Below are 13,153 nucleotides of genomic sequence, written 5' to 3'. Positions count from 1 at the left end.
CGTGCTTCGACAGGCTCAGCACGAACGGCAGCTTGGTTGTACCTAGAGGCGCTTCCCGAACCAATGCGGCGTCACGTCCATCTCCACCAGCGGATTGTCGGTATCGACATGCCCTTCGGGATCGACATGGATCAGCACCTCGACCTTGGGGAACGCACGGCGCAGCGCGCTTTCGACGCCTTCGACGACGTCGTGCGCCTCGCGCACGGTGATGTCGTGCGCGACCTCCATATGGAATTGCGCGAAATCGTGGCTGCCGGCGCGGCGGGTGCGGAAGTCGTGAATGCCCTTGATCCCCGGCTGGCGCGCGGCGACTTCGATGAACGCCTCGCGCTGGCTCTCGGGCCATTCCTTGTCCATCAGCATGTCGATCGCGTGGCTCGACGCCTGGAACGCGCCCCACGCCAGCCACGCCGCGATCAGGATGCCGAAGATCGGGTCGGCGCGGTGCCAGCCGAGGAACTGGTCGAGGGCCAGCGCGACGATCACCGATCCGTTGAGCAAAACGTCGGACTGGTAATGGACATTGTCCGCCATGATCGCGACCGACCCGGTCTTGCGGATGATCCTTCGCTGGTACGCGAGCAATATCATCGTCGCCAGGATCGCCACGACCGACACTCCGATGCCGAATTCGGCGCCCTGCGTCGGCGTGTCGCTGCCGAGCGCCGAGATCGCGCGCCAGGCGATACCGATCGCCGATACCGTGATCAGGACGACCTGGAACAACGCCGCCAGCGCCTCCGCCTTGCCGTGACCGAAGCGGTGGTCGTGATCGGCGGGCTCGGCGGCGAGCTTGACGCCATACAACGTGACGAGGCTCGCGAGCAGGTCGAGGCCAGAATCCGCCAGGCTGCCGAGCATCGCGACCGACCCCGTGCTCCACGCGGCATAAGCCTTGAGCGCGATCAGCCCGCACGCCATCGCCACGCTGGCGAGCGCGGCGCGGACGGCGAAGGGAATGGCGCGGCGTTGGTCTTCGGTCATGGGTACAGCAACCCTTCGGTCCAGCCGCCCTCGGCCCTATCGAATACGCGCCGTTCGTGCAGGCGATAGGCGCGGTCCTGCCAGAATTCGATATGGTCGGGCGTCAGGCGATAACCGCCCCAATGCGGCGGGCGCGGCACGTCGCCGCCCGCGAACTTGGCCTGCATCTCGGCAAAGCGCGCTTCGAACGTCGCGCGGTCGGCGAGCGGGCGCGACTGGTCGGACGCCCAGGCGCCAAGCTGCGAATCACGGCTGCGACTGGCGAAATAGGCGTCGGATTCGATGTCGGAGGCCCAGGTCAGCTCACCCTCGATCCGGATCTGGCGGCGCAGCGATTTCCAGTGGAACAGCAATGCGGCATGCGGATTAGCCGCGATCTCGCCTGCCTTGCGGCTCTCGCGGTTGGTGTAGAACACGAAGCCGTCGGGCCCATGCCCCTTCAACAGCACCATCCGGACCGACGGCCGACCGCGCGCGTCCGACGTCGCCAGCGCCATCGCGTTGGGATCGTTCGGCTCGCTGGCTTGCGCTTCGGCAAACCAGGTATCGAACAGGGCGAAGGGATCGTCGGCCATGCGCCGCCCTTAACGCACGACTCCGCGAAGGGGAACGACTCCCGCGCTGGCGAATTGAATCGCTTCCGCAACGGAGAGTTTCCCAATCATGGCAGCGCGCGCTTATTGGCAGGGACAGATCAGGCTCGCGCTCGTCTCGATCCCCGTCGAAATCTACACCGCGACCAAATCGGGCGCGCAGATCGCGTTCCACCAGGTCCACGAGCCCTCGGGCAAACGCATCAAGTACGAAAAGGTCGTGCCCGGCATCGGCGAGGTCGATCCCGACGACATCGTCAAGGGATACGAGCTGCACAAAGGCGACTATGTCCTGCTCGATCAGGACGAGATCGACGCCGTGAAGCTCGAATCGAAGAAGACGCTCGAGCTCACCCAGTTCGTCGACGCCGACGAGATCGACGTACTCTATTTCGAACGCCCGTATTTCGTCGTCCCTGCCGACGATCTGGCCGAGGAAGCGTTCATCGTGCTGCGCGAGGCGCTGCGCCAGTCGAAGAAGGTCGGGCTGGGTCAGCTCGCGATGCGCGGTCGGGAATATATCGTCAGCCTGAAGCCGTGCGGGCGCGGGATGGTGCTGGAGACGCTGCGGTACGCCGATGAGGTCAACAAGGCCCAGGGCTATTTCCGCGACATCCCCGATTCCAAACCCGACGAGGATCTGCTCGATTTGGCGACGACGCTGATCGAGAAGAAATCGCACAAGTTCGATCCGTCCAAATTCCACGATCGCTATGTCGATGCGCTGAAGGATCTGATCGCGCGCAAGTCGAAACAGAAGACCAACCGCAAGATCATCGAGGACAAGGACGAAGGCGGCGGGCGCTCGGCCTCGAACGTCGTCGATCTGATGGCGGCGCTCAAGAAATCGATCGAGAAACCGGCGGCCAAGGCTACCGCCAGGAAGCCGGCGGCCAAACATGCGCCGGCTAAGAAGGCACCGGCAAAGAAGCGTGCCTAGCCCCACATCGTCATCCCGGCGAAGGCCGGGATCGCTGGCGGCTCCGATGCAGCCGCCGCCGCCTGAGGCCCCGGCCTCCGCCGGGGCGACGATATTATTTGGCGCGACCAATGGCTGAACGCGATCCCCTTTCCACCTACAACAAGAAACGCGACTTCGCGAAGACCGCCGAACCGCGCGGCGAAGTGGCGGGCGCTGGTAACCGCTTCATGGTGCAGAAGCATGACGCGACGCGGCTGCATTGGGATTTGCGGCTGCAGGTCGGGGGCGTGATGAAGAGCTGGGCGGTGACGCGCGGCCCCAGTCTCAATCCCGACGACAAGCGCCTCGCAGTGCAGACCGAGGATCATCCGCTGTCCTATTCGGACTTCGAGGGGACGATTCCCGAGGGCGAATATGGCGGCGGGACGGTGATGCTGTGGGACGACGGCTGGTGGGAGCCGATCCCGGGCAAGTCCGCCGACGATTTGAAAGACGGGCATCTCCATTTCATCCTCCACGGCGAGCGGATGCAGGGCGAGTGGCTGCTGATCCGGCTGAAACCGCGCGGCAAGGAGCGCAACACCAACTGGCTGTTGCGCAAGATCGAGGACGATCATGCCGGCGGGTCGGACGATCTGGTCGAGGGCGCGGTGACGAGCGTGAAGACCGGACGGACGATGCAGGCCATCGCGGCGGGGACGAAGGCCAGGGAACTGGCGAGTTGGAAGAAGCTGCGGAAAGAACAATCGTCGCCCCGGCGTAGGCCGGGGCCGCAAGGTGGCAAGGATAAACCCGCGCAACGCAGCGGCCCCGGCCTGCGCCGGGGCGACGGGAAGCTACCAAAATTCCACGAACCGCAGCTCTGTACCCTGGTCGACAGCGTCCCGACCGGCACCGGCTGGATGCACGAGGTCAAGTATGACGGTTACCGCGCCCTGGTCGCGATCGCGGGCGGCAAGGCCAAGGTATTCACCCGCAGCGGCCTCGACTGGACCGACAAGTTTGCCGGCATCGCCGAAGCCGCGGCCGCGCTGCCGGTCGGATCGGCGCTGATCGACGGGGAAATCGTCGCGTTCAAGGCCGGCAAGCCTGATTTCTCGACGCTGAAGGACGCGATCTCGAACGCGGGCGAGATGACCCTGTTCGCGTTCGACCTGCTCGAACTCGACGGCGAAAAGCTCGACAAGCTCCCCAATATCCAGCGCAAGGAACGCCTGCGCGCGCTGATCGACGGCGAGGACGGGCGCCTGCAATTCGCCGAGCACATCGTCGGCGAGGGTGAGAAGCTGTTCCAGGCGATGTGCCGCGAGGGCTATGAGGGCGTGGTCTCGAAGCGCGCCGAGGCGGCCTATGCGGGCAAGCGGACGCAGAACTGGCTCAAGATCAAATGCCTGCAGCGCCAGGAATTCGTCATCGTCGGCTGGACCGAGAGCGACAAGTCGCGCGGGTTCCGCGCGCTGCTGCTCGGCGTGCATGAGGGCAAGGAGCTCCGTTACGCGGGCAAGGTGGGCACCGGGTTCAGCCAGGAATTGATGAACGACCTCCGCGCGAAACTCGACCGGCTCGAACGCAAGACGCCGACGGTCGAGGCACCGCGCGCGGCGACGCGTGGCGCGCATTGGGTGACCCCTAAACTGGTGGCGGAAATCGCCTATACCGAGGTGACGCCCGATGGCGTGCTGCGGCATCCCAGCTTCCTGGGATTGCGCGGGGACAAGGAAGCGAAGGACGTGGTCGAGGAAAAGCCCAAAGCCGCACCCAAGCCCGCGTCGCGCGTGACGATCACGCACCCCGACCGGCTGATTTTCCCCGATTCGGACGTGACCAAGGGCGACCTCGCCGCCTTTTACGACGCGATGGCGCCCGTCGCGCTGCAATGGATCGCCAACCGCCCGATCAGCCTCGTCCGCTGCCCGCAGGGGCGCGGCAAGCATTGCTTCTTCCAGAAACACGACGCCGGATCGTTCGGCGAGCACGTCAAACATATCGATATCAAGGAGAAGGACGGGTCGGTCGAACCCTATCTCTATATCGACGACGCCGATGGGCTGCTGACCTGCGTCCAGATGGGGACGATCGAGTTCCATGGCTGGGGATCGTCGGTCGGCGATGTCGAGAAACCCGACCGCCTGGTGTTCGATCTCGACCCCGACGAGGGACTCGGGTTCGACGCGGTCAAGAAGGCGGCAATGGATTTGAAGGGGCATCTTGCCGAAATCGGGCTGGTCAGCTTCGCGATGCTGTCGGGCGGGAAGGGCGTGCATGTCGTCGTGCCGCTGACACCGGAGGCCGACTGGCCGGCGATCAAGGACTTCGCCGATCGCTTCAGCCGCGCGCTCGCGCAGGCCGAGCCCGACCGCTTCGTCGCGACGATGTCCAAGGCCAAGCGCAAGGGGAAGATCTTCCTCGACTGGCTACGCAACCAGCGCGGAAGTACCGCGGTGTTGCCCTACGTCGCTCGCGCCCGCAGCGGTGCGCCGGTCGCGGTGCCGGTGACTTGGGCCGAGCTCGAGGATATCGACACCGCCGCGAAATGGCATGTCGGCGACCAGGCCGAACTGTTGGAGCGCGCATCGGGCAAAAGCCTCGCCGGCTGGGGCGTCGCGCGGCAGGTGCTGCCGGACCTGTAGGACATTAATCCATGTTGCCACGCAGCATGGATTCTGTTTCTGAAGCATCCGGGGGTTGCAACCGGATGGCCAGTCAGGCGACCAGCGAAGGATTGTTCGACGCGCGTGCCGAGGCGGCGCGCTGGCTGGCGGACTATCGCGGCCGAGCGGGGACTGGCGATGTCGTTGCGCACGGCGATCCTGCCGCCTGGGAGGCGGCCTTCGAGGAACTCGCGGTCGCGGCGGGCGACGATCTCGGTCACGCGCGCGGCCGCGTCCAGCGCCACGCCGAGGATATCGGCATGGGCTTCCGCGTCGCCGGCGACAGCGACGAACGGCCCTGGCCGGTCTCGCCGATCCCGCTGCTGATCGACGAGCGCGAATGGAGCGGCATCGCGGCGGGCGCCGCACAGCGCGCCGAACTGCTCGAGACATTGCTCGCCGACATTTACGGCGAGGGGAAACTCGTTGCCGACGGCGCGCTGCCCGCGGCGTTGATCAACGGTAGCCCCTTCTTCCTGCGACCGATGGTTGGGCTGACCCTGCCCGGCGGCCATCAACTCCAGTTCGTCGCGTTCGACCTCGGGCGCGGACCCGATGGCGAGTGGCGCGTGCTGACCGATCATGTGCGGACCCCGACCGGGGCGGGCTATGCGCTCGAAAACCGGCTCGCGACCTCGCGGACGTTGGGCGGGCTGCAGGGGCGGCTCAATATCCTGCGCCACGCACCGTTCTTCACCGCGTTCCGCGACGGGCTCGCCGAATCGTGCAAGCGGGTCGAGCCGCGCATCGGGCTACTGACGCCGGGCCGGCTCAACGCGAGTTACGCAGAACAGGCGCACTTGGCGCGCTATCTCGGCTTCCTGCTGGTCGAGGGCGCCGACCTGACCGTGGTCGAGGACAGGCTTTACGTCCGCACCATCGCCGGCCTGAAGCGGGTCGATGCGCTGTGGCAGCGCGCCGACCCACGCCTACTCGATCCGCTGGCGTTCGATTCGCACTCGCAGATCGGGGTGCCGGGGCTGATCGATGCGTTCGCCGCGCACAATGTGCTGATCTCGAACGCGCCGGGCGCGGGCGTGCTGGAGGCGCCGGCGATGCAGGCATTCCTGCCCGCGCTGGTCGAACGGCTGACGGGCGAGAAGCTCAAGCTCCCCAATATCGCGACGTGGTGGTGCGGTGACGATGCGGCGCGGGGGATTGTCGAGAAGCGACTGAGCGACCTTCGCATCGCTCCGGCGTTCGGCGTCAACCCGCTCGGGTTGCCCGACGGCGCAGTCCAGGGCGCGGATCTGTCGCCCGACCAGCGCAACGCGCTGCTTGCCGATATGGCGCGGCGGCCGCAGGATTATGCCGGGCAGGAAATGGTGCGGCTTTCCACCATGCCGGTGGTCGCCGACAGCGATCTCGTCGCGCGGCCGTTTACGCTCCGCGTGTTCGCGGCGCGCAAGGCCGATGGCGGCTGGACCGTCTTGCCGGGCGGGTTCGCACGGATCGGCGAGCATGCCGATGCCCGCGCGGCGGTGATGGGCGATGGGCTGTGGTCGGCCGATGTCGCGGTGCACGGCAAGCGTCCGGTCGCGCCAGACTCCGCGCTGATCGCCACCGACAGCACGCAGATCCGCCGCAACCCGGGGACGCTCCCCAGCCGCGTCGCCGACAATTTCTACTGGCTCGGACGCTATCTCGAGCGTGGCGAGGCGCTGCTGACGATCGTCCGCGTGATGCTCGGCAACTCGATCGACGCCGATGCCGGTGCGGCGCTCGATCACGAGACGGTCGGGCGAATGGCGGGGCTGGTCGTCGCGACCGGCGCCGCGGCGCACCCGGCGCAACTTCGGCGGCCCGATCTCGTCCAGTTGGCCCGCACCGCGCTCGATGCGGTCGAGGGCTGGCACAACATCCCCGCGATCAACCGGCTTGCGCGCAACATCGCCGGCGTGTCGCGCGATCGGCTGTCGGCCGATATGTGCCGCCTGCTCGATGCGCCGCATCCGACGAAGGGCAGCATGTTGGACCGCTGCGGGTCGCTCCAGCGCCGCTATGCCGCGCTGTCGGGGCTCGCCGCCGAACATATGGGCCGCACCGCATCGTGGCGCTTCCACGATCTCGGCCGCCGGGTCGAGCGCGGGGTCGTCGTCGCGCGGCTGGTGCGGACGTTCGGGATGGCGGGGGCGAGCGCCGACGACCTGTCCACGCTGCTCGACCTCGCCGACAGCCAGATTTCATACCGCCAGCGTTACCTGACCGGGATCGCGCGCGTGCCGGTGGTCGATCTCGTCGCGCTCGATCCGGGCAATCCGCGCAGCCTGGCCTATCAGGTCGACTGCATCGCCGCGCATCTCGACCAGTTGCCGGTTCTGCACGACGACGGCCTGCCCGAGGACCAGCAAGCCGAGGCGCTGGCGCTCAAGGCGCTGCTGGCCGCGACCAATGCGGTGAACCTCGACGCCGATCAGCTCGGCGAGGCCGAACGCCAACTCACGCGCCTGTCCGAAGCGATCGCGCGGCGCTATTTCCTGCAGGGCGCGGAACCTCTGCGCGCGGGCGGTCTTACGCTCGCATGAGATTTGGGGCGTGATCTACGACATCCGTCACGTCACGCGGTTCGATTACGGCCAGCCGGTCGCGTTCGCGCGGTGCAACTTGCGCCTCAAGCCGATCCATTGGTCGGGCCAGCGCGTCGAGCGTTACGCGCTGGCGGTCACCCCGGCAGGAGAGACTCGGCCGGCGCTGGCGGAGGCGGGCCTCGCCAACGTAACGCGGCTGGTCGTGCGCGAGCGGGTCCGCAACCTGACGATCGAGAGCGTCGCGCGTGTCGTGGTCGATCGGCTGATCCCGATCCCCGACGCCGGCGATCCTACGCTGGCCGAGGTAGCGAAACTCGCCCGCGCCGACCGCGAACTTGGTCCCGCCGGGCCCACCGCCTATCTCTACCCGTCGCCGCTAATCCCGCTCGACGCCGACATCGCCGCCTGGTGTGCGGAGGAACTCGCGCCCGATCGCGGCGCTCTGGAGGCGGGGATCGCGCTCGCCCAGCGCATCCAGCGCGATTTTGCCTTCGATCCCACCGCGACGCTGGTCGATACGCCGCCGCGCGAGGCGTTCCTTAAGCGTCGCGGGGTGTGCCAGGACCTCACCCAGATCATGATCACGGGTCTCCGCGCCGCCGGCCTGCCCGCGGCCTATGTCTCCGGCTATATCCGCACCATCCCGCCGCCCGGGCAGGAGCGGCTGATCGGCGCCGACGCGACCCACGCCTGGGTGCTGCTTTGGTGCGGGCCGCAGCGCGGCTGGATCGGGCTCGATCCGACCAACGGCATTTGGATGGCGGGCGACCATATCGTCATGGCGATCGGCCGCGACTATGCGGAGATCGCACCGATCGACGGCATCGTGCTCGGTTCGGGCGCGCAGAAAATGGATGTGTCGGTCGATGTCGCACCGGTGGGCGAATAGATTGCGGTTCGCGCGGCAATCCCCCAAATAGCGGGCCAAGATGGCAGCAGATCCCTATACCACCCTTGGCGTCGCGCGCGGGGCCGACGAGGCCGCGATCAAGAAGGCGTATCGCAAGCTCGCGAAGGAGCTTCACCCCGACCGCAACAAGGACAATCCCAAGGCGTCGGAGAAGTTCAGCCAGGTGACGCAGGCGTACGACCTGCTGACCGACAAGGACAAGCGCGCGCGGTTCGACCGCGGCGAGATCGACGCCGACGGCAATCCCAGCATGCCGTTCGGCTATGGCGGTGGGGCGCAGCAGGGCGGGTTCCGGCCCGGCCCGGGTGCGGACTTCGGCGGCGGCGGCGGGGCGGATTTCGAGGATCTGCTCGGCGGGTTGTTCGGGCGCGGTGGCGGTTTTTCCAGCAGCTTCGGGCGGCGTCAGCAGCCCAAAGGCGCCAACGCCGCCTACCGACTGTCGGTGCCGTTCGTCGATGCGGCGACGCTCGCGCCGCAGCGGATCACGCTGGCCGACGGCAAGACGATCGACCTCAAACTGCCCGCCGGGGTCGAAACCGGCACGCAGATGCGCCTCACCGGCAAGGGGCAGCCTGGCCCCGGCGGCGCGGGCGACGCGATCATCACGATCGAGATCCAGTCGCACCGCTTCTTCACCCGCGACGGCGACGATATCCGCATCGACCTGCCGATCAGCCTATCCGAAGCCGTGCTCGGCGCGAGCGTGCGCGTGCCGACCGCCGACAAGGCGGTGATGCTGACGATTCCCAAGGGCTCGACCTCGGGCAAGGTGCTGCGGCTGAAGGGCAAGGGGTTCCACAAGAAGAGCGGCGGGCAGGGCGATCAGCTCGTCACGCTGATGGTCGATCTGCCGGTTGATGACGACGCACTCGTTGAATTCGTCCAAGGCTGGCCGGGCAAGGACAGGAACCCGCGCGGCGGCATGGACGTCTAAGCAAGCGTGTCGCACCTCTCTACCCAGTCTCCGGAAGCGCGCGCCGTCCGCGGCGTCAAGGAGCGGGAGGGCAAGCCGCTCTGGACCCGGGCGTGGATCGTCACCAAGCGCGTCGTCATCGGCATCTTCGACAACGGTTTCATGTATGCCGGGAACCTCGCCTATCTCGCGCTGATGACGGTCTTCCCGTTCTTCATCCTGGCCGCCGCGATCTCGTCGCTGCTCGGCCAGAGCCGCGAGACCAAGCGCGCGGTCGAATCGTTCCTCTACACGCTGCCGCCGAGCGTCGGCGACATTCTGCGCAAGCCGATCGACGACGTGCTGGCGGCGCGCACCGGCGGACTGTTGATCCTGGGCGCGGTGGTCGCGTTGTGGACCGTGGGCAGCTTCGTCGAGACGATCCGCGACGTGTTCCGGCGTGCCTACGGCATCACGCTCGACAAGCCGTTCTGGCGCTATCGGCTGGGGTCGATGGCGGTGATCGTCGCGTCGGTCGTGCTCGCGCTGCTGGCCTTTCTGGTCCAGGGCCTGCTGACCATCGTCGAGCAATTCATCTACCGCGTGCTGCCCTGGGCGCAGGAGATCGGCGGCTGGGTCGGTGCGGCGCGATTGGTGCCCGCGATCGTGATGTTCGCCGCGCTCTACATGCTGTTCGCCGCGGTCACGCCGAGCAAATATCGGGTCAGCAAATGCCCGCGCTGGCCCGGCGCGCTGTTCACGACGATCTGGTGGATGAGCGCCACCGCGTTGCTGCCGCTGATCCTCGGCGGGCTCGGCGGGTACGATCTGACCTATGGCAGCCTGGCGGGCGTGATCGTCACCTTGCTGTTTTTCTGGATCATCGGGTTCGGCATCTCGATCGGCGCGCATTTGAACGCGGCACTAGCCGAGACGCCCCTCGACGACGTAAGGGTGTCGAAGACAAAGGACACGGAGGCTGTCGCAACGTGAACGGACTGATGCAGGGTAAGCGCGGGCTGATCATGGGCCTGGCCAACGACAAGAGCCTCGCCTGGGGCATCGCGCAGAAGCTGGCCGAACAGGGCGCGGAACTCGCGTTCAGCTATCAGGGCGAGACGATGGAGAAGCGCGTCCGTCCGTTGGCCGAACAATTGGGCGTCGCGCGGCTGTTCGATTGCGATGTCGGCGACATGGCGAGCCTCGACAAATGCTTCGCCGATCTGGCGAAGGATTGGCCGAGCATCGACTTCGTCGTCCACGCGATCGGCTTTTCGGATAAGAACGAGCTTCGCGGCCGGTTCGTCGACACGACACTCGACAATTTCCTGATGACGATGAACATCAGCGTCTATTCGTTCGTGGCGGTCGCTCAACGCGCGGCGGCGATGATGCCGAACGGCGGTTCGCTGTTGACGCTCAGCTATTACGGCGCGGAAAAGGTCATTCCGCACTACAACGTGATGGGTCTCGCCAAGGCCGCGCTCGAGACCAGCGTGCAGTATCTGTCGGTCGATCTCGGCCGCGACAATATCCGCGTCAACGCGATCTCTGCCGGGCCGATCAAGACGCTGGCGGCATCGGGGATCGGCGATTTCCGCCTGATCCTGAAATGGAACGAGCTCAACAGTCCGCTCAAGCGCAACGTCACGATCGAGGATGTGGGCGGGGCGGGGCTGTACCTGTGCAGCGACCTGGCGAGCGGCGTGACGGGCGAGGTCCACCATGTCGATGCCGGCTACAACGTGATCGGTATGAAGGCGGAGGACGCGCCGGACATCGCCTTGGTCTGACGGCCGGCAAAAGGGGGAGGGGCATATGTGGGTGACATTCGGCGTGATCGTCGCGGTGGCGGTGTGCATCGCGATCTATCTGATCATCGGGTCGATGCGGCACGGCGCGACGTTTCGCGAAGTCCTGCCGCCTGCCGCGTTGCTCGCGTTCGGGATCGCGCTCGCGGCTGGGCTGCTGACGCTCGAGGGCATCTTGTTCCCGGCGATGACCTACAATGTGGCCGGCGTGACCTATTACATGTCGCTCGGCTTGCCCTCGATCGTCGCGATCGCGGTCTGCATGGGCATCGCCAAGGTGTGGGGCAGGATGTTCGGATCGACCGCGCCCGAGGAAAAGAGAGCCGAGCCGAATGAGTTTCAATAGTTTCGGCCACGTCTTCCGCTTCACGACCTGGGGGGAAAGCCACGGGCCGGCGATCGGCGCGGTGGTCGATGGGTGTCCGCCGGGGTTGAGCCTGAGCGAGGCTGATATCCAGCCGTTTCTCGATGCGCGGCGGCCGGGGCAATCGCGCTTCACGACGCAGCGGCAGGAACCCGACCAGGTCCGCATCCTGTCGGGCGTGTTCGACGGCAGGACGACGGGCACGCCGATCAGCCTGATGATCGAGAATGTCGATCAACGATCGAAGGACTATTCGGAGGTCGCGGCGGCTTATCGGCCCGGTCACGCCGATTACGCGTACGACGCCAAATACGGCTTCCGCGACTATCGCGGCGGCGGGCGATCGTCGGCGCGTGAGACCGCGAGCCGGGTCGCGGCGGGCGCGGTGGCGCGGCTCGTCATCCCGGAGGTGACGATCACCGCCTGGGTCGAAGCGATCGGCGGCGATGCGATCGATCCGGCGAAATTCGATGCGGCCGAGATCGGCAACAACCCGTTCTTCTGCCCCGATCCTCACGCCGCGCAGCGCTGGGAGAAACTGGTCGACGACGCCCGCAAGGCCGGGTCGTCGCTCGGCGCCGTGGTGGCGTGTCGGGCGACCGGCGTCCCCGCCGGCTGGGGCGCGCCGCTCTATGCCAAGCTCGACGCCGAACTCGCGCATGCCTGTATGGGGATCAACGCGGTGAAGGGCGTCGAGATTGGCGGCGGTTTCGGCGCGGCGGCCCTCACCGGCGAGCAGAATGCCGACGCGATGCGCCCCGGTAACGATGGTCCCACCTTCCTCGCCAACCATGCGGGCGGCATCGCGGGCGGCATCTCGACCGGCCAACCCGTCATGCTGCGCGTCGCGTTCAAGCCGACCAGCTCGATCCTGACGCCCGTCGAAACGATCACGCGTGACGGCGAAGCGAGCGACATCCGCACCAAAGGTCGTCACGATCCGTGCGTTGGTATTCGCGGCGTGCCGGTAGTCGAAGCGATGGTCGCCTTAGTATTGACCGACCAGAAATTGCTCCATCGCGCGCAAATCGGCTGATCGCGGGACAGTTAATCGCGGATTCGGCTCGACTGACGGTCAGCCGTTGGAATCCGTCGATGCTTCGACTTCGCGCGGCGGACCTTTTCGGTGCGGAGAGTCTTCCCAATAGGGTCTTTACGAAAACCTAAGGAGAAGATTTCATGAAACTCGTTATTCTCGCCGGCGCGTTGATCGCCAGCACCTCGGGTGTCGCTCTCGCGCAGACCACGACGCCCTCCACGGCGCCGCAGACGACCCTTCCCGCGCCGACTACGCCCTCGGTCGATCCGTCGACGGCGACGCCGGCGCCCGCCACCCCGGACGTCAGCACCAATACGAGCGCCGAAGCCAGCACGGCGACGCCGCCGGCCGACACCTCGACGACTACGACGTCTTCGACGACGACGAGCGATAACGGTGCGACCACCACCGACAGCACGACGACGAAGACCAAGAAAAAGAAGAAGTAACCCGGCC

General features: G+C 66.6%; 12 protein-coding genes. 10 read left to right on the top strand and 2 right to left on the bottom strand.

All coding sequences use genetic code 11. From position 1 onward, the window contains the following. Nucleotides 1–42 precede the first annotated feature (42 nt). Both FPZ24_RS15680 and pdxH read right to left on the bottom strand, forming a co-directional pair. The gene (locus tag FPZ24_RS15680; RefSeq protein WP_146573557.1) at nt 43–987 is read right to left on the bottom strand and encodes a cation diffusion facilitator family transporter; all 945 of its coding nucleotides are present in this window, start codon (nt 985–987) and stop codon (nt 43–45) included. Continuing rightward, nucleotides 984–1,562: a pyridoxamine 5'-phosphate oxidase gene (pdxH, locus tag FPZ24_RS15675; RefSeq protein WP_146573555.1), complete on the bottom strand. Its 579-nt coding sequence runs from the start codon at nt 1,560–1,562 to the stop codon at nt 984–986. The genes FPZ24_RS15680 and pdxH overlap by 4 nt, the downstream gene beginning before the upstream one ends. 88 nt (nt 1,563–1,650) lie before the next feature. Between pdxH and ku the strand changes: the two genes are divergently transcribed. From ku to FPZ24_RS15625, 10 genes are all read left to right on the top strand, one after another. Further along, nucleotides 1,651–2,520: a non-homologous end joining protein Ku gene (gene ku / locus FPZ24_RS15670; RefSeq protein WP_146573553.1), complete on the top strand. Its 870-nt coding sequence runs from the start codon at nt 1,651–1,653 to the stop codon at nt 2,518–2,520. Nucleotides 2,521–2,630: 110 nt separating this feature from the next. Next, entirely contained in the window at nt 2,631–5,132 is a 2,502-nt protein-coding gene (gene ligD, locus FPZ24_RS15665) for a DNA ligase D (RefSeq protein WP_146573551.1), read from the top strand. A gap of 65 nt (nt 5,133–5,197) precedes the next feature. Beyond that, a complete protein-coding gene (locus FPZ24_RS15660) occupies nt 5,198–7,678 on the top strand; it encodes a circularly permuted type 2 ATP-grasp protein (protein ID WP_146573549.1) in 2,481 nt (826 codons plus the stop codon). A gap of 10 nt (nt 7,679–7,688) precedes the next feature. Continuing rightward, nucleotides 7,689–8,570, top strand: coding sequence for a transglutaminase family protein (locus tag FPZ24_RS15655; RefSeq protein ID WP_146573547.1), 882 nt, complete (start codon nt 7,689–7,691; stop codon nt 8,568–8,570). 40 nt (nt 8,571–8,610) lie between these two features. Continuing rightward, nucleotides 8,611–9,525, top strand: a complete 915-nt coding sequence (locus tag FPZ24_RS15650; protein WP_146573545.1) for a DnaJ C-terminal domain-containing protein — start codon at nt 8,611–8,613, stop codon at nt 9,523–9,525. Between the two features lie 6 nt (nt 9,526–9,531). Next, the gene (locus FPZ24_RS15645) at nt 9,532–10,476 is read left to right on the top strand and encodes a YihY/virulence factor BrkB family protein (protein ID WP_146573543.1); all 945 of its coding nucleotides are present in this window, start codon (nt 9,532–9,534) and stop codon (nt 10,474–10,476) included. Then, nucleotides 10,473–11,276: an enoyl-ACP reductase FabI gene (fabI, locus tag FPZ24_RS15640; protein WP_146573541.1), complete on the top strand. Its 804-nt coding sequence runs from the start codon at nt 10,473–10,475 to the stop codon at nt 11,274–11,276. Before FPZ24_RS15645 ends, fabI begins: the two co-directional genes overlap by 4 nt. Nucleotides 11,277–11,301: 25 nt before the next feature. Continuing rightward, complete coding sequence (locus tag FPZ24_RS15635; protein ID WP_146573539.1) at nt 11,302–11,640, top strand: hypothetical protein; 339 nt, start codon at nt 11,302–11,304, stop codon at nt 11,638–11,640. Continuing rightward, nucleotides 11,627–12,694: a chorismate synthase gene (aroC, locus tag FPZ24_RS15630; protein ID WP_146573537.1), complete on the top strand. Its 1,068-nt coding sequence runs from the start codon at nt 11,627–11,629 to the stop codon at nt 12,692–12,694. Before FPZ24_RS15635 ends, aroC begins: the two co-directional genes overlap by 14 nt. A gap of 143 nt (nt 12,695–12,837) precedes the next feature. Then, on the top strand, nt 12,838–13,146 hold the full coding sequence (locus FPZ24_RS15625) for a hypothetical protein (RefSeq protein WP_146573535.1): 309 nt from the start codon (nt 12,838–12,840) through the stop codon (nt 13,144–13,146). Nucleotides 13,147–13,153 lie beyond the last annotated feature (7 nt).

This window comes from Sphingomonas panacisoli (assembly GCF_007859635.1).
Lineage (GTDB): Bacteria > Pseudomonadota > Alphaproteobacteria > Sphingomonadales > Sphingomonadaceae > Sphingomonas > Sphingomonas panacisoli.
Note: the sequence above shows the minus strand (reverse complement) of the source record. Positions and strands in the feature narration are given on the sequence as shown.